This is a genomic window from Aquabacterium sp. A08 (assembly GCF_011742065.1).
This window is the reverse complement of sequence record NZ_JAAQQT010000665.1, coordinates 1-17,226: the sequence shown is the minus strand read 5'-3', so window position 1 is coordinate 17,226 and position 17,226 is coordinate 1. Positions and strand designations below refer to the sequence as shown.

General features: G+C 69.9%; 16 protein-coding genes. All 16 read left to right on the top strand.

The genetic code is table 11. The annotated features are described in order from the left end of the window. Positions 1-35: 35 nt before the first annotated feature. Positions 36-464, top strand: coding sequence for a DsrE family protein (locus HA630_RS16130; RefSeq protein WP_166835972.1), 429 nt, complete (start codon positions 36-38; stop codon positions 462-464). Between the two features lie 164 nt (positions 465-628). Further along, the gene (locus tag HA630_RS16125; protein ID WP_166835970.1) at positions 629-1,741 is read left to right on the top strand and encodes a GTP-binding protein; all 1,113 of its coding nucleotides are present in this window, start codon (positions 629-631) and stop codon (positions 1,739-1,741) included. A gap of 176 nt (positions 1,742-1,917) precedes the next feature. Beyond that, positions 1,918-2,634, top strand: a complete 717-nt coding sequence (gene dksA, locus HA630_RS16120) for an RNA polymerase-binding protein DksA (protein ID WP_371809265.1) — start codon at positions 1,918-1,920, stop codon at positions 2,632-2,634. A gap of 48 nt (positions 2,635-2,682) precedes the next feature. Continuing rightward, complete coding sequence (locus HA630_RS16115) at positions 2,683-4,374, top strand: STAS domain-containing protein (RefSeq protein ID WP_166835968.1); 1,692 nt, start codon at positions 2,683-2,685, stop codon at positions 4,372-4,374. A 2-nt stretch (positions 4,375-4,376) separates the two neighbouring features. Then, a complete protein-coding gene (gene hslV / locus HA630_RS16110) occupies positions 4,377-4,937 on the top strand; it encodes an ATP-dependent protease subunit HslV (RefSeq protein WP_166835966.1) in 561 nt (186 codons plus the stop codon). 65 nt (positions 4,938-5,002) lie between these two features. Continuing rightward, positions 5,003-6,331, top strand: a complete 1,329-nt coding sequence (gene hslU, locus HA630_RS16105) for an ATP-dependent protease ATPase subunit HslU (RefSeq protein ID WP_208300120.1) — start codon at positions 5,003-5,005, stop codon at positions 6,329-6,331. 210 nt (positions 6,332-6,541) lie between these two features. Further along, positions 6,542-6,970: a division/cell wall cluster transcriptional repressor MraZ gene (gene mraZ, locus HA630_RS16100; RefSeq protein ID WP_166835964.1), complete on the top strand. Its 429-nt coding sequence runs from the start codon at positions 6,542-6,544 to the stop codon at positions 6,968-6,970. A gap of 9 nt (positions 6,971-6,979) precedes the next feature. Beyond that, positions 6,980-7,915 carry a 16S rRNA (cytosine(1402)-N(4))-methyltransferase RsmH gene (rsmH, locus tag HA630_RS16095; RefSeq protein ID WP_166835962.1) on the top strand — a complete coding sequence of 312 codons (936 nt, stop codon included), beginning with the start codon at positions 6,980-6,982 and terminating at the stop codon, positions 7,913-7,915. Next, positions 7,912-8,250, top strand: coding sequence for a cell division protein FtsL (gene ftsL / locus HA630_RS16090; protein WP_166835960.1), 339 nt, complete (start codon positions 7,912-7,914; stop codon positions 8,248-8,250). Before rsmH ends, ftsL begins: the two co-directional genes overlap by 4 nt. Next, positions 8,247-9,977 carry a penicillin-binding protein 2 gene (locus HA630_RS16085; RefSeq protein ID WP_166835958.1) on the top strand — a complete coding sequence of 577 codons (1,731 nt, stop codon included), beginning with the start codon at positions 8,247-8,249 and terminating at the stop codon, positions 9,975-9,977. The genes ftsL and HA630_RS16085 overlap by 4 nt, the downstream gene beginning before the upstream one ends. Then, positions 9,974-11,503: a UDP-N-acetylmuramoyl-L-alanyl-D-glutamate--2,6-diaminopimelate ligase gene (locus tag HA630_RS16080; RefSeq protein ID WP_166835956.1), complete on the top strand. Its 1,530-nt coding sequence runs from the start codon at positions 9,974-9,976 to the stop codon at positions 11,501-11,503. Before HA630_RS16085 ends, HA630_RS16080 begins: the two co-directional genes overlap by 4 nt. Then, positions 11,500-12,909 carry a UDP-N-acetylmuramoyl-tripeptide--D-alanyl-D-alanine ligase gene (gene murF / locus HA630_RS16075; RefSeq protein ID WP_166835954.1) on the top strand — a complete coding sequence of 470 codons (1,410 nt, stop codon included), beginning with the start codon at positions 11,500-11,502 and terminating at the stop codon, positions 12,907-12,909. Before HA630_RS16080 ends, murF begins: the two co-directional genes overlap by 4 nt. Next, complete coding sequence (gene mraY, locus HA630_RS16070; RefSeq protein WP_166835952.1) at positions 12,899-14,077, top strand: phospho-N-acetylmuramoyl-pentapeptide-transferase; 1,179 nt, start codon at positions 12,899-12,901, stop codon at positions 14,075-14,077. Before murF ends, mraY begins: the two co-directional genes overlap by 11 nt. Further along, positions 14,074-15,672 carry a UDP-N-acetylmuramoyl-L-alanine--D-glutamate ligase gene (murD, locus tag HA630_RS16065; protein ID WP_166835950.1) on the top strand — a complete coding sequence of 533 codons (1,599 nt, stop codon included), beginning with the start codon at positions 14,074-14,076 and terminating at the stop codon, positions 15,670-15,672. The genes mraY and murD overlap by 4 nt, the downstream gene beginning before the upstream one ends. Next, positions 15,669-16,955 carry a putative lipid II flippase FtsW gene (gene ftsW / locus HA630_RS16060; RefSeq protein WP_166835948.1) on the top strand — a complete coding sequence of 429 codons (1,287 nt, stop codon included), beginning with the start codon at positions 15,669-15,671 and terminating at the stop codon, positions 16,953-16,955. Before murD ends, ftsW begins: the two co-directional genes overlap by 4 nt. Further along, a partial coding sequence (locus HA630_RS16055; RefSeq protein ID WP_208300118.1) for a glycosyltransferase occupies positions 16,952-17,226 on the top strand: 275 nt, incomplete at its 3' end. The genes ftsW and HA630_RS16055, both read left to right, overlap by 4 nt.

Here is a 17,226-nt window from a genome sequence, read left to right as displayed (position 1 = left end):
ATGGCGCCTTTGTTGGACTTTTTGGAGAAACGCACATGAAAAAATGGTTGCTTGCCCTGCAGGTGCTGCTGGCGTCCTTGCTGTGGACCGGTTCGGTCCAGGCCAGCGAACCCATCCGGGTCGTCTACCACATGAGCGAAGGCATCCCCCAGGCCTCGCGCGCCATCAACAACATCCGCAACCACCTGGCGGCCGACCCCACGGCCAAGATCGTGGTGGTGACCCACGGCCTGGGCATCGACTTCCTGCTCGACGGCGCCACCAACCAGATGGAGCAACCCTTCGCCGGTGCCATCGGCGAACTGGCCGGCCGTGGCGTGGAGTTCCGCGTCTGCAACAACACCCTGGTGTCGCGCAAGATCGCCCCCGAAAAAGTGGCGATGGAGGCCAAGATCGTGCCCTCTGGCGTGGCCGAGGTGGCCAAGCTGCAGGCCCGCGAAGGCCACGTGTACCTGCGCCCCTGAGGCGGCCGGGGCCCTGGCCACCGCAAAAGCCGGGCTTGCCCGGCTTTTTTTGTGCCCGGCGCGGGCTTGACAGCTCCACTACACTGAACCCCAGCACGCCGCCGTGCCCGCTGTCCCGGGTCGGTCGCCTTTTGTTCGTTCCCCGTTTTCACACCCCCCGTTCCATGGCCCTCATCCCCGCCACCATCCTCACCGGCTTCCTGGGCGCCGGCAAAACCACCCTGCTCAAGCGCGTGCTGTCCGAGGCGCACGGCCAGAAGATCGCCGTCATCGAAAACGAGTTCGGCGAAGAGAACATCGACAACGACATCCTGGTGGCCGACACCGAGGAGCAGATCATCCAGATGAGCAACGGCTGCGTCTGCTGCACCATCCGCGAGGATTTGCGCAGCACGCTGCAGCTGCTGGCCGCCAAAAAGCGCCAAGGCCTGCTGGACTTTGAGCGGGTGGTGATCGAAACCACCGGTCTGGCCGACCCCGGCCCGGTGGCGCAGACCTTTTTCATGGACGATGAGGTGGCCGAAAGCTACCTGCTGGACTCCATCGTCACCCTGGTGGACGCCAAGCACGCGATGCAGCAGCTCGACCACCGGGTCGAGGCGCAGCGCCAGGTGGGCTTTGCCGACCAGATCTTCATCAGCAAGGTCGATTTGGTGGACGCCGAGGCGCTGGACGCGCTGACGCACCGCTTGAAGCACATGAACCCGCGCGCGCCGATCGAGACGGCGCATTTCGGCGAGGTGGCCCTGGGCCAGGTGCTGGACCTGCGCGGCTTCAACCTGAACGCCAAGCTGGACATCGACCCGGACTTCCTCAAAGCCGACGACCACGGGCATGACCATGGGCACGACCACGACGATCACAGCCATTGCGACCACGACCACGGTCACTGTGAGCACGAAGGCCACGACCACGGCCACCACCATGAGCACGGAGAGCAGTGCGATCACCCGTCGCACGCGCACCACCACCACCACGACGACGATGTGAAAAGCTTCGTCTACCGCGCCGAGCGCCCGTTCGACCCGGCCAAGCTGGAAGATTTTCTGGGTGCCATCGTCCAGATCTACGGCCCCAAGCTGCTGCGTTACAAAGGCGTGCTGCACATGCAGGGCACCGAGCGCAAGGTGATCTTCCAGGGGGTGCACCAGCTCATGGGCTCCGACCTGGGCCCCGAGTGGAAGCCCGAGGAGCCGCGCCAGAGCAAGATGGTCTTCATCGGCATCGACCTGCCCAGAGACATTCTGGTGCAGGGGCTGGAGCAGGCGCTGGTCTGACCGCCCCCGCGCCGGCCGGCGAGGTTCCCGGCGGCGCGGCGGTTTGGGCCGGTGCGCAGGCCGTACAATCGGCCGCGTCTGGAACTGCTGGCCCGCTGCCAGCCACCATCACCCCCCATGCTGTGCCGCCGGCGCCGACCCCCGCGGCACCTGTGGGCGAACCGAGGAGATCCGTTGTGAAAGTCCCAGCCAAATCGGCCAGCACCAAGGCGTCCGCCAAAGCCGCGGACAGCGCCAAGGCGACGCCGTCGGCCGACAAGCCCCTCAAGGCCGGCAGCGAGGTGCGCACGCCCAGCGTGAACAAGCGCGCCGCCCAGGCCGCCATGCAGGCCCAGATGAACCAGGCCGTGGCCCCGTCGCACGACCCCGCAGCGGCCAAGGTCTCCTTCACCCCGACCCGAGAACGCGAGATGCCGACCACCGCCCCTTCCCCCGTCAAGAAAGACCCCAAGCTGGCCAACAACTGGAAGACCAAGCCGCTGGCCGAGCTGACCGATGCCGACGTGCTCGCCATGCCCGACACCGAGTACATGAACGACGTGCAACTGGCCTTCTTCAAGCGCAAGCTGCAGCAGCTCAAGCAGGACATCCTGGTCAACGCCGGGGAAACCACCGAGCACCTGCGCGAGGACACGGTGGTGGTGCCCGACCCGGCCGACCGCGCCACCATCGAAGAAGAGCACGCGCTGGAGCTGCGCACCCGCGACCGCGAGCGCAAGCTGCTGAAAAAGATCGAGCAGTCGATCACCCGCATCGACGCCGGCGACTACGGCTACTGCGACGAGACCGGCGAGCCCATCGGCGTGGGCCGCTTGCTGGCGCGCCCCACCGCCAGCCTGTCCATCGAAGCGCAACAGCGCCGCGAGCTCAAGCAAAAGCTGTTCGGGGACTGAGCGGGACCGACCCCACACGGGCGCGTTGACACCGGCACCCCAGCAGCCATGGCCACAGGCGACTCCCGCGGCGGCTTCCTGTCCAAGGTGGCGCGTTTTGTGCGCCACCCGACGGTGGACTGGACCGAGCTCGACGCGCACGAGGCGGCCTTGGCCCAGGAGCGCGAGGCCCTGAAGGCGGCCATCCAGCGCAAGCGCCGCAACGACCAGGTCCGCCACCGCGAGCTCAACGCGCTGCGCGCCCTGATGCGCGAGCAGCGTGCCCACCCGGTGGCCGCGCCGGCCGACGAGCGCGCTTCGGTGCCGCCGTCGTCGGGTCTGGGGGTGGACAAGAACCGCACCATCGAGCAGATCGCCCGCATCGAGGAGCAGATGTCGGCGCACTGGCTGCAGCGCCGCACCGAAGGCGAGGACGGCGAGGGTCTGCGCATCGGCGGCGGCAGCACCATCCCGGCCCGGCTGGACGGGGGCGTCACCGTGCCGGCCCACCTGCAGGCGCGCCCGGGCGACGAGCCGCCCTTTGCCATGACGATCGACGTCGTCACCGAAGACCCCAACGCCGGCCAGGCGGAATGGCAGGCGCTGCTGTCGCACCCGGGCATTGCCGAAGCGGCGGTGCGGTTTGCCAACGGCCAGTTCGGCGCCAGCCAGCAGGCCTTGCGCACCCTGATGGTGCAGGAGGCCCAGTCCCCCACGGCCAAGGCCGCTGCCGGGGTGTTGCTGGACGTGCTGCACGCCCAGGGCGATGTGCCCGGCTTCGAGGAATTGGCCGCCGAATACGCCGAACGCTTTGGCGGGGCGGTGCCGCGCTGGCCCACGCCGCTGCCCGCGCCCCCGCCGGCCGGGGCCGAGGCGGCCGCCCCGGCCCCGCCCATGCACGCCTGGACCTGCCCGCTGCTGCTGGACGCCGCCGCCGTGGCCGAGCTGCACCGGCTGGTGGCCCAGCCCGGAGGCCACAAGTGGCTGGACTGGACCGACCTGGTGTCGGCCGACCTGGCCGCGGCCCAGGCCCTGCTGGGCGTGGTGCAGGGCTGGCTCCAGCAGCCCTTGGCGTTCCACTTCCGCGGCGGCGCGGTGTTGCGGCGCCGGCTCAAGGCCAGCACCCCGTCCGGCCGGCGCGAGAACGACCCCGTCTGGTGGCTGCTGCGTCTGGCCCTGCTGCGCCTGATGGGCCGCCGCGACGAGTTCGACCTCGCGGCACTGGACTACTGCGTCACCTACGGCGTGCTGCCGCCCGAATGGGCCGAGCCGGTGTGCCGCTTCGAGGTGGCCGAGGCGGTGCCCGACCCCGTGGCGCCTGAAGCCGTGGGCGAGCCCATCCACCCCCTGGACACCCAGCTGGCCGGTCTGGACGTGCTCGAGTGGCCGGCCATGGCCACCACCCTGTCCGGCTCCGGGGCCTCAACCCTGCTGCCGCCGTTGGCTCTGGCTGCCAATGAGCCCTTGCGGCCCGGCACCGCCGTCGCGGTCCAGGGCGTGCTCCAGGGTGACATCCCCGACACCGTGCTGGCGCTGGACGCGGCGTTGCAGCACCACCCGGTGGACCAGCCGTTCCGCATCGACTGCCACGGGCTGCGGCGGGTGGACTTTGCCGCCGCCGGCAGCTTTTTGCAGTGGTTCATGGCCCACACCGCGCGCGGCCTGACGGTGGAGCTGGTGGGGGTGAGCCGTCTGGTGGCGGCGTTTTTCCATGTGGTCGGGGTGGACGAAACGGTGACGGTGCGCCTGCGACAATACTGAGCATGGAACACCAGGATTCTTCGATTTTTTACGGCACCACCATCGTCTGCGTGCGGCGCGCCACGGCCGAGGGTGTGCAGGTCGCCATCGGTGGCGACGGCCAGGTGACGCTGGGCCACATCGTCGTCAAGGGCACGGCGCGCAAGGTGCGCAAGCTGCACCACGGCAAAGTGCTGGCCGGTTTTGCCGGCGCCACCGCCGACGCCTTCACCCTGTTCGAGCGCTTCGAGGCCAAGCTGGACAAGCACCAGGGCCACCTGGTGCGCGCCGCCATCGAACTCACCAAAGATTGGCGCACCGACCGCGTGCTGCGCCGCCTGGAAGCCATGCTGGCCGTGGCCGACCAGACCGCCAGTCTCATCATCACCGGCAATGGCGACGTGCTGGAGCCCGAGCACGGCATCGTCGCCATCGGCTCCGGCGGCGCCTACGCCCAGTCGGCCGCCAAGGCGCTGCTGGACCACACCGCGCTCAGCGCCGAGCAGATCGTGCGCGAGTCGCTCAAGGTGGCCGGCGAGCTGTGCATCTACACCAACATGAACCACACCGTCGAAGTGCTCTGAGCCCGCGCCAGCGCCCCGACCCGGCCGCCGCCGCGCGGCCCTGATTTTTTCGAGCCGAGATCCCCATGTCTGCCTCCATGACCCCCCAGGAAATCGTGTCCGAGCTGGACGCGCACATCATCGGCCAGAACGCCGCCAAGCGCGCCGTGGCCATCGCGCTGCGCAACCGCTGGCGCCGCCAGCAGGTGGACCCCAAGCTGCGCCCCGAGATCACGCCCAAGAACATCCTGATGATCGGCCCCACCGGCGTGGGCAAGACCGAGATCGCGCGTCGCCTGGCCCGGCTGGCCAATGCGCCCTTCATCAAGGTCGAGGCCACCAAGTTCACCGAGGTGGGCTATGTGGGCAAGGACGTGGACAGCATCATCCGCGACCTGGTGGACATGGCGGTGAAGCAGACGCGCGAGGCCGAGGTGGCCAAGCTGCGCACGCGCGCCGAGGACGCGGCCGAGGAGCGCCTCCTGGACGCGCTGTTGCCCCCGCCGCGCCTGGGCGACCACGAACCCGCGCCCGACAGCACCGCGCGCCAGGTGTTCCGCAAGAAGCTGCGGGAAGGCCAGTTGGACGACAAAGAGATCGAGATCGACCTGAGTGCCGCCGCGCCCGCGATGGAGGTGATGACCCCCGCCGGCATGGAGGAAATGGCCGAGCAGCTGCGCGGCATGTTCAGCCAGTTCAACGCCGGCAAGAAAAAGGCGCGCAAGCTGAAAATTGCCGAGGCGCGCAAGCTGCTGATTGACGAAGAGGCCGGCAAGCTGATCAACGAGGAAGAGATCAAGCTGGCCGCGGTGGCCAACGCCGAGCAGAACGGCATCGTCTTCATCGACGAGATCGACAAGGTCACCAGCCGCAGCGAAGGGCAGAGCACCGGCGAGGTCTCGCGCCAGGGCGTGCAGCGCGACCTGCTGCCGCTGGTGGAGGGCACCACCGTGTCCACCAAGCACGGACCGATCAAGACCGACCACATTTTGTTCATCGCCAGCGGCGCCTTCCACCTGAGCAAGCCCAGCGACCTGATTCCCGAGCTGCAGGGGCGCTTCCCCATCCGGGTGGAACTGCAGTCGCTGTCGGTGGCCGATTTCGAGGCCATCCTGACCCAGACCCACGCCAGCCTGGTGCGCCAGTACCAGGCGCTGCTGGCCACCGAGGGCGTGACCGTCACCTTCACGCCCGAGGGCATCACCCGCCTGGCGAACATCGCTTTCGAGGTGAACGAGCGCACCGAGAACATCGGCGCGCGCCGCCTGGCCACGGTGATGGAGCACCTGCTGGACGAGGTGAGCTTCGACGCCACCCGCCTCGAAGGCCAGACCGTGACGGTGGACGCCGCCTATGTGGACGCCCGCTTGGGCGCCCTGAGCCGGGACGAAGACCTCTCGCGCTACATCCTATGAGTCGCTAGCTCACAAAGGACTTTCAGTCCTGCGCCTAGGTGCTTGTTTTTCTTGGATTTTTGGGCCCGGTTTACTTTGTAAATCGGGCCTAAGTCTTTGATTTCATTCAAAAAATATCCGACGAATGGTGCGGTGTCCTAGGACTTTGGTGCTACAGTGGAGAAAAGTGCAATTAAGTGGTGAAAAGTGGGTTTTTAAGGTTGGTCCAACGTGTTCCAAGGCGCCTCGTCCCTCAGTCTCGATGCCAAAGGTCGGCTCTCGGTGCCGACCCGGCACCGTGACGTCCTGAGCGCGACGGCGGGCAGCCAGCTGACCATCACCAAGCACCCGCACGGCTGCCTCATGGTCTTTCCCCGCAACGAGTGGGAAACATTCCGCGAGCGCATCGCCGCCCTGCCCATGTCGGCCCAGTGGTGGAAGCGCATCTTCCTGGGCAACGCCATGGACTGCGAGATGGACGCCAGCGGCCGGGTGCTGATTTCGCCCGAGCTGCGCGCGGCCGCCGGCATCGCCAAGGAGGCGGTGCTGCTGGGCATGGGCAACCACTTCGAGCTGTGGGACGCCGCCACCTACGCGGCCCAGGAGGCCGAGGCGATGCAGGGCGAGATGCCCGACGTCTTCAAGGACTTTTCTTTCTGAGGCCCGGCGGTGCAAGCGTCCTTCACACACTGCACCGTCTTGTTGAACGAAGCGGTCGACGCCCTTCAAGTCCAACCAGACGGCCATTACATCGACGCGACCTTCGGGCGCGGCGGGCACTCGCGGCTGATCCTGTCGCGCCTGGGGCCGGCCGGCCGCCTGACGGTGTTCGACAAAGACCCCCAGGCGATCGCGGTGGCCCAGGCCATCGCGGCCGAGGACCCGCGGCTGAGCCTGCGCCACGAGGGCTTCAAGGCCCTGGCCGAGGTGGGCCAGGCCTGCGCCGACGGGGTGCTGATGGACCTGGGCGTGAGCTCCCCCCAAATCGACGACCCCGCCCGGGGTTTTTCCTTCCGGCACGACGGGCCGCTGGACATGCGCATGGACCCGACCCGGGGCCTGAGCGTGGCCGAGTGGTTGGCAGAGGCCGACATTCCCCAGATGGCGGAGGTGATACGTGAATACGGCGAAGAACGGTTTGCTCAACAGATTGCAAAGGCGATTGATCGTCGCCGACAGGAACGGGGCCCTGTTCGAACCACCGCCGAGCTGGCCGAAGTCGTGGCTGGCGCGGTCAAAACCCGCGAGCCGGGCAAGGACCCTGCAACGCGCACATTTCAGGCTCTTCGGATTTTCATCAACGCCGAGCTTGAAGAGCTGCAACAAGCGCTGAGCGCCAGCCTGCGGGTGCTCAAGCCCGGCGGCCGGCTGGCGGTGATCAGCTTCCATTCGCTGGAAGACCGCATCACCAAGCAGTTCATGGCGCTGCACTCGAAAGAGGTGTTCGACCGCCGCGCGCCCTTTGCGGCGCCCAAGCCCATGGCGCTGACCGACGTGGTGCGCGTCATGCCGAGTGACGCCGAGGTGGCGGCCAACCCGCGCGCGCGCAGCGCGGTGATGCGCGTGGCCCGCCGCACCGACGCCCCGCTGGAGGCGCGGCCATGACCCGGCTGAACCTGGTGTTGCTGGCGGCGGTGCTGGGCAGCGCCTTCTACCTGGTGCACCTGCAGTACGAGTCGCGCCGCCTGTACGTGGCGATGGACCGTGCCCGTTCGCTCAGCGAACGCCTGGCGGCCGACCACGAACAGCTGGTGGTGCAAAAGCGCGCCCAGGCCACCCCCGCGCGGGTGCAGCAGTTGGCGGTGCGCCAGTTGCAGATGCGCCCGGCGCACCCCGGCATCACCGAATACGTGGCCCTGCCCGCTGCGGCCGGTGCCGACGGCGTGGCCAGCGGCCGCATGCAGGTGCTGCAGGGGCCGGTGCAGAAGGGGCAGCCGTGAGCCGCAGCATCGCCTACAGCTCCAGCCCGCTGCTGACCAGCGCCACCCCGGTGTGGCGCAGCAAGTTCATCGTGGCTGGCCTGGCGCTGGCCTTTGTCGGCCTGGCCGGGCGCGCCGCCTATGTGCAGGTGTTCGGCAACGAATTCTTCCAGCGCCAGGGCGAGGTGCGGTTTGCCCGCACCCTGGAGCTGCCGCCCAACCGCGGCCGGGTGCTGGACCGCAACGGCCTCATCCTGGCCACCAGCGTGGTGGCCCAGAGCATTTGGGCGATTCCGCAGGACGTGGACCTGCAGCACCCCAAGCTGGCCGACGCCGCCCGCTTGCTGGAGATGCCGCTGGCCGAGCTCAAGCGCCGCCTCACCACCGACAAGACCTTTGTCTGGGTCAAGCGCCAGGTGGACGAGCCGGTGGCCCTGCGGCTCAAGGCGCTCGAGATCAAGGGCCTGCACCTGCGCCAGGAATACAAGCGCCAGTACCCCGAGGGCGACGCCGCCGCCCACGTGGTCGGCTTCACCAACGTGGAAGACGTGGGCCAGGAGGGGGTGGAGCTGGCGTTCAACCAGCTGCTGTCCGGCAAGTCGGGCTCGCGCCGCGTCATCAAGGACCGCCTGGGCCGGGTGATCGAGGACGTGCGCGACGCCATCCCGCCCACCGATGGCCAGGACCTGCAGCTGTCCATCGACAGCAAGATCCAGTTCTTTGCCTACCAGCGCCTGCGCGAAGCCGTGGCCGAGCACAAGGCCCAGGGCGGCAGCGTGGTGGTCCTCGACGCCCACAGCGGCGAGGTGCTGGCGCTGGCCAATTACCCCAGCTACAACCCCAACAACCGGCGCCACCTGACCGGCGAGCAGTTGCGCAACCGCGCCCTGACCGACAGTTTCGAGCCCGGCTCCACCGTCAAGCCCTTCATCGCCGCGCTGGCGCTGGAGAAGGGCCTGGTGCGGCCCGAGACGCCGATCCAGACCGCCCCGGGCCGGCTGCAGATGGGCGGTTTCACCATCTCCGACGTGCACCCCTATGGCGTGCTCAGCGTCAACGAGGTGATCCAGAAGTCGAGCAACGTCGGCACCGTCAAGCTGGCCATGCAGATGCAACCGCGCGACATGTGGGAAACCTATGCCCAGGCGGGTTTCGGCCAGAAGCCGCAGCTGCCGTTCCCGGGCACCGTCAGCGGCCGCCTGCGCGCCTACAAGACGTGGAAGCCGATCGAGCAAGCCACCATGAGCTACGGCTACGGCGTGTCGGCCTCGCTGTTCCAGATCGCGCAGGCCTACACCGTGTTCGCCCGCAACGGCCAGATGGTGCCGGTGACGCTGATGAAAACCGACCAGCCGGTCAGCGGGGTGCGGGTGTTCAGCGAAAAGAACGCCCTGGCCGTGCGCAAGATGCTGGAGATGGCCGCCGGCCCGGGCGGCACCGGCCAGCGCGCCCAGACCGTGGGCTATTCGGTGGGCGGCAAGTCGGGCACCGCGCGCAAGCAGGAAGGCAAGGGCTACGCCGCCAAAAAATACCGCAGCTTCTTCGTCGGGCTGGCCCCGGTGGAGGCGCCGCGCATCGTCGTCGCGGTGATGGTGGACGAGCCCAGCAACGGCGTGATCTACGGCGGTGCCGTGGCCGCGCCGGTGTTCAGCGAAACCGTGCAGCAGACCCTGCGCCTGCTGGGGGTGCAGCCCGACATGAGCGTCAAGCCCCAGATCGTGGCCGAGGTGGTGGAGGAATCGGTGTGACCCAGACCTTGCCCACCCCCGCCGACGCCGTGGCCTGGTTGCGCCAGCGCGGCGCGCACGCCCTGGTGTGCGACAGCCGCCGCGTACGGCCTGGCGACGCCTTGGTGGCCTGGCCCGGAGCGGCGCAGGACGGCCGCCGTTTCGTCGAAGCGGCCCTGGCCGCCGGCGCCGTGGCCTGCCTGGTCGAGCACGAGGGGCTGGACGCGTGGGGCTTTGCCGACCCGCGCATCGCGGCCGTGCCTGGCCTCAAGGCCGCCGCCGGCCCCCTGGCCGCCGCCTTCCACGGCGCGCCCAGCGCCGATGTGCGCGTCGTCGCGCTGACCGGCACCAACGGCAAAACCTCCACCGCCTGGTGGACGGCCCAGTGGCTGGGTGCCTTGGGCGCGCCCGCCGCCGTCATGGGCACGTTGGGCATCGGCGTGCCGGGCGAGGCCATGGACCCCACCGGCCTGACGACGCCCGACCCGGTGCGCCTGCAGTCGGCCCTGCGCCAGTTGCACGGCCGGGGCGTGCGCGCCTGTGTGGTCGAGGCCTCGTCCATCGGCCTGGCGGAAGGCCGGCTCAACGGCACCGCGGTGCACACCGCCGTGTTCACCAACTTCACCCAGGACCACCTGGACTACCACGGCAGCATGGCCGACTACTGGCAGGCCAAGCGCGCCCTGTTCGACTGGCCGGGCCTGCGGGCCGCGGTGGTCAACCTGGACGACCCGCAAGGCCCGGGGCTGGCGCGCGAACTGGCGCCGCGCGGGCTGGCGCTGTGGACGGTGTCGGTCGATGGCACCCCGGACGCCGACGGCGCCCCCGCCCGCTTGCGGGTGACCGAGCGCCGCTGGACCACCCAGGGCATCGCCTTCACCGTGGAAGAGGCCGGCGGCGGGCGTGCCACCCTGGCGCTGCCGGTGGTGGGCGACTACAACCTGGCCAACCTGCTGTGCGCGCTGGCGGTGGCCCGGGCCCAGGGCCACGGCTTGGCCGACGCCGCGGCCGCCAGCGCCGCGCTCACCCCGGTGCCGGGGCGCATGCAGTCGGCCTGGCCCGACGGCCCGACCGAGCTGCCGCTGGTGCTGGTGGACTACGCCCACACCCCCGACGCGCTGGACAAAGCCCTGCAGGCCCTGCAGCCGGTGGCCCGCGAACGCGGTGGCCGGCTGTGGTGCGTGGTCGGCTGCGGTGGCGACCGCGACCGCACCAAGCGCCCGCTGATGGCCGCCGCCGCCGAGCGCGAGGCCGCCCGCGTGGTGCTGACCAGCGACAACCCGCGCAGCGAAGACCCGCTCACCATCCTGCACCAGATGCAGGCCGGCCTGAGCGAGCCGGTGCGTGCCGTCGTCGAACCCGACCGCGCCCAGGCGATTGCCCTGGCCGTGCGCCTGGCCGACGCCCGCGACGTGGTGCTGCTGGCCGGCAAGGGCCACGAGGACTACCAGGACGTGGCCGGCGTCCAGCGCCCCTTTTCGGACCTGAACGAGGGCCGCCGCGCCTTGCAGGCCCGCCACGACGCGACCCCCGGAGCCGCCGCATGACCCCACTGGCCTCACTCCTGCCCACGCTGCCCGGCGCCCGCCCGGTGGGCGACCTGGGCCGCGCCGACGTGCGGCGCGTGCACACCGATACCCGCAGCCTGCGCCCGGGCGACCTGTTCGTGGCCCTGCGCGGCGAGCGCTTCGACGCCCACGACTACCTGGCTGCCGCGCGCGCCGCCGGTGCCGTGGCCGCCTTGGCCGAGCGCGGCCTGGACAGCGCCGGCCTGCCCGGCGTGGAAGTGCCCGACAGCCGCGTGGCGCTGGGCCAACTCGCCGCCCGCTGGCGCGCGCAGTTTGCGCTGCCGCTGATCGCGGTGACCGGCAGCAACGGCAAGACCACGGTGACGCAGATGCTCGCGGCCATCCTGCGGGCGGCGGCGGGCGAGGCCGCGATGGCCACCCAGGGCAACCTGAACAACGACATCGGCGTGCCGCTGACGGTGCTGCGCCTGCGCCCCGAACACCGCCTGGCCGTGGTGGAGCTGGGCATGAACCACCCGGGCGAGATCGCCGGGCTGGCCGCCGTCGCCCAGCCCACGGTGGCGCTGGTGAACAACGCCCAGCGCGAACACCAGGAATTCATGGCCACGGTGGAAGCGGTGGCGCGCGAAAACGCGGCGGTGTTCGCCGCGCTGCCTGCAGACGGCACCGCGGTGTTCCCGGCCGACGACGCTTACACCCCCTTGTGGCGCGAGTTGGCCGCCGGCCGTCCGGTGCTGACCTTTGGTGACGGCGCCAGCGCCGACGTGCGCGGCAGCGCCACCTGGGCCCAGGGCGCCTGGATGGCGCTCATCCACACTCCCGCCGGCAGCCTGGAGGCGGTGTTGCACATCGCCGGCCGCCACAACGTGCGCAACGCCTTGGCGGCCACCGCCTGCGCGCTGGCCGCGGGCGTGCCGTTGGCCGCCATCGCCCAGGGGCTGAGCGCCTTCGAGCCGGTCACCGGTCGTTCGCGCGCGCTGGCCCTGCCCCTGGCGGGGCGTGCCATCACCCTGGTGGACGACAGCTACAACGCCAACCCCGATTCGGTGCGCGCCGCCATCGACGTGCTGGCCGAACTGCCCGGCCCGCGCCTGCTGGCACTGGGCGACATGGGCGAGGTCGGCGACCAGGGCCTGGCCTTTCACGACGAGGTGCTGCGCCACGCGCTGGCCCGCGGCATCGAGCACGTGTGGGTCAGCGGCGACTGGATGGCCCAGGCAGTGGCCGGGCTGGGTGGCCTGGGCGACGGCCGGCTGGTGCATTTCCCGGAGGTCGCCGCGCTGGTGGATCGCAGCTGCGCGCTGGCGCCCGCCCTGGGCAGCGTGCTGGTCAAGGGCTCGCGCTTCATGCGCATGGAGCGGGTGGTGCAGGCGCTGCAGGCCCTGCCCGACACAACAGCGAAGGAGGGCGCCCATGCTGCCTAGTCTGGCCTTGTGGCTGCAGGGGCTGGGCCCCGAATTCGGTTTCCTGCGGGTGTTCCAGTACCTGACCTTCCGCGCCGTCATGTCGGCGATGACCGCGCTGCTGTTCGGCGTGGCCGCCGGCCCGTACTTCATCCGCCGGCTCACCGAACTCAAGATCGGCCAGCCGATCCGCGGCTACGCCATGCAGAGCCACTTGAGCAAAAGCGGCACGCCCACCATGGGCGGCGTACTCATCCTGTTTTCCATCGCGCTGTCCACCCTGTTGTGGTTCGACTGGAGCAACCGCTTCGTCTGGATCGTGCTGGTGGTGACGCTGGGTTACGGCGCCATCGGCTGGGTGGACGACTGGCGCAAGGTGGTGCACAAAGACCCGGAGGGCATGCGTTCGCGCGAAAAGTACTTCTGGCAGTCGCTCATCGGCGTGGTGGCGGCGTTCTACCTGGCCTTTGCCATTTCCGAAGGCTCCAACCAGCGCGTGTTCGAGCTGTTCATCGACTGGGTGGCCTCGGGCTTCACCCTGGACCTGCCGGAACAGGCCGGGCTGATGGTGCCCTTCTTCAAGGAAATCAGCTACCCGCTCGGGGTGTTCGGTTTCGTCATCCTGACCTACCTGGTCATCGTCGGGTCCAGCAACGCGGTCAACCTGACCGACGGCCTGGACGGCCTGGCCATCATGCCGGTGGTGATGGTGGGCTCGGCGCTGGGCATTTTTGCCTACGTGACCGGCAACGCGGTGTTCGCCAAATACCTGTTGCTGCCGCACATCCCGGGCACCGGCGAGGTGCTGATCTTCTGCGCCGCCATGGCCGGTGCCGGCCTGGCCTTCCTCTGGTTCAACGCCTACCCGGCGCAGGTGTTCATGGGCGACGTCGGCGCGCTGGCGCTGGGCGGGGCGCTGGGCACCATCGCTGTCATCGTGCGCCAGGAAATCGTGCTGGCCATCATGGGCGGCATTTTTGTGGTGGAAGCCCTGTCGGTGATGCTGCAGGTCACCTGGTTCAAGTACACCAAACGCCGTTACGGCGAAGGCCGGCGCCTGTTCAAAATGGCGCCGCTGCACCACCACTTCGAAAAATCCGGCTGGCGCGAGACCCAGGTGGTCGTGCGCTTCTGGATCGTCACCATGCTGCTGTGCCTGATCGGCCTGTCCACCCTGAAACTGCGATGAACGGCCCGGCCCCGACCCAGGCGCACGACGGCGCCGCCGCTGCCCCCGCCGACTGGCGGGCGCTGGCCCTGCCGCGCCTGCACGACCGCCCGGTGCTGGTGCTGGGCCTGGGCGCGTCCGGCTTGGCGCTGGCGCGCTGGTGCGCGCTGGCCGGTGCCCGCGTCACCGTGGCCGACACCCGCGCCACCCCGCCCAACGCCGCCACCCTGGCCGCCGAGCTGCCGGGGGTGGCCCTGCTGCACGCGCCGTTCGACGCCGCCCTGTTCCAGCGCGAGCCCTGGGCCCTGGTCTGCCGCAGCCCCGGCATTGCCCCGGCGCAGATGACCGGCCTGAGCGACGCCGCCCGCGCCGTGGGCGTGCCGGTGGTGGGCGAACTGGGCCTGTTCGCGCAGGCCCTGAACGCCCTGGCCGCCGCCGAGGGCGACTTGCACTACGCGCCGCAGGTGCTGGCCATCACCGGCACCAACGGCAAGACCACCACCACCTCACTCACCGCCCACCTGCTGCGCGGGATCGGCTGGCGGGTGGCGGTGGCCGGCAACATCGGCCCCACCCTGCTCGACGTGTTGCGCGAGGCGCTGGCCAGCGTCGAGCGGCCGCAGGCCTGGGTGCTGGAGCTGTCCAGCTTCCAGCTCGAAGGCGTGGAGGGTTTCGAGCCCACCGCCGCCACCGTGCTCAACGTCACCCAGGACCACCTGGACTGGCACGGCGACATGGCCGCCTACGCCGCGGCCAAGGCGCGCATTTTCGGCCAGCGCGGGCTGATGCTGCTCAACCGCGACGACGCCACCGTGATGGCCTGGCGCCCGCAGCCGCAGACCGTGCGCGAAGGCGGCCGCGCCAAGACCGTGCCCGCCCGCGCCTGCGCCACCTTCGGCACCGAACGGCCGCACCGCGCCGGCGACTGGGGCCTGGAGGCCGTCAACGGCATGACCTGGTTGGTGCGTGCCCAGGCCGAGGACGACACCCGCCGCAAAGGCAAGGCCGAAGACGAAGCGGTCTACCTGCAGCGCCTGATGCCGGCCGAGGCCCTGCGCATCCGCGGCCACCACAACGCCAGCAATGCCCTGGCGGCCCTGGCCCTGGCCACCGCCGCGGGCGCCCCGCTGGCCCCGCTGCTGCACGGTCTGCGCGACTACCGCGGCGAGCCGCACCGGGTCGAGCCGGTGGCCATTGTGGACGGGGTGGAGTACTTCGACGACAGCAAGGGCACCAACGTCGGTGCCACCCTGGCCGCGCTCAAGGGCCTGGGCGCCGAGCGCCGCCTGGTGGTGGTGTTGGGCGGCGACGGCAAGGGCCAGGACTTCGCGCCGCTGGCCCCGGCCGTGGCCCGCCACGTGCGCGCGGTGGCGCTGATCGGCCGCGACGCACCGACGATCCGCGCCGCCCTGGCCGACACCGGCGTGCCGCTGCACGACGCGGCCACGCTGCCCGAGGCGGTGCACTGGTGCGCCGACCAGGCCCAGCCGGGCGACGCCGTGCTGCTGTCGCCGGCCTGCGCCAGCCTGGACATGTTCAAGGACTACGCCCACCGGGCCCAGGTCTTCGTGGACACCGTGCTGCAGCTGCAGCAGGAAGCGGGCACGCCCACATGAGCAACACCCAGGTGTTCCACGGACTCGGCCGCTTTACGCGCTGGCTCGGCGGCGGTGCGCGTGCTGCCGGCGGTGCCGCGCGCGAGCTGGTGGGCGAGCTGCCGATCCGTCTGACCAGCCGCGACTACGCCCGCGGCCGGACCGCGGTGGTGCGGGAAATGGGCTTCGACCAACCCCTGCTGTGGGTGGTGGTGGCCCTCCTGTGCTGGGGCCTGGTCATGGTGTACTCGGCCTCCATCGCGCTGCCCGACAACCCGCGCTTTCGCAACTACGAAAGCACCCACTTCCTGCTGCGCCACGCGGTGGCCATGCTGATCGGGGCCGTCGGCGCCTTGATCGCGTTCCAGCTCCCGATGCGGCGCTGGGAAAAGTGGTCGCCCTGGCTGTTCGCGGCGGCCGTGGCCAGCCTGGTGCTGGTGCTGGTGGTGGGGCGCGGCGTCAACGGCGCCCAGCGCTGGATCCCGCTGGGCATCATGAACTTCCAGCCGTCCGAGTTGGCCAAGCTGGCGGTGCTGATGTACGCCGCCGGTTACATGGTGCGGCGCATGGAGGTCAAGGAGCGCTTCTTCCGCGCGGTGCTGCCCATGGGTGGGGCCGTGACCGTGGTGGGCGTGCTGCTGCTGCTGCAGCCCGACATGGGCGCCTTCATCGTCATCGCCGTCATCGCCATGGGCATTTTGTTCCTGGGCGGCGTCAACGCGCGCATGTTCTTCATCATCGCCGGCCTGCTGGTGGCGCTGTTCGCCTTCATGATCGCCAGCTCGCCGTGGCGGCGCGAGCGGGTGTTTGCCTACCTGGACCCCTTCAGCGTGGACCACGCGCTGGGCAAGGGCTACCAGCTGTCGCATTCGCTGATCGCCTTCGGCCGCGGCGAGGTGTTTGGCGTGGGCCTGGGCGGCAGCGTGGAAAAACTGCACTGGCTGCCCGAGGCGCACACCGACTTTCTGCTGGCCGTCATCGGCGAGGAGTTCGGCCTGGTGGGGGTGCTGGTCGTGATAGCGCTGTTCATGTGGCTGACCCGCCGCATGATGGTCATCGGCCGCCAGGCGATTGCGCTGGACCAGGTGTTCGCCGGGCTGGTGGCCCAAGGCGTGGGCCTGTGGATCGGTTTCCAAGCCTTCATCAACATCGGGGTGAACCTGGGCGCGCTGCCCACCAAGGGCCTGACGCTGCCGTTCATGAGCTACGGTGGATCGGCCATTTTGATGAACCTGGTGGCGGTGGCGGTGGTGCTGCGCATCGACCACGAAAACCGCAAACTGATGCACGGAGGCCGGGTATGAGCCAGACCCCCTGCGCGCTGGTGATGGCCGGTGGCACCGGCGGCCACATCTTCCCCGGCCTGGCCGTGGCAGAGGCCTTGCGTGCCGAGGGTTGGCGCGTGCACTGGTTGGGAGCCCCCGGCAGCATGGAAGAGCGCCTGGTGCCGCCGCGCGGTTTCGCGTTCGAGCCGGTCGCCTTTGGCGGCGTGCGCGGCAAGGGCGTGCTCACACTGGCCCTGTTGCCGCTGCGCCTGTTGCGCGCCTTCTGGCAGAGCCTGGCCGTGGTGCGCCG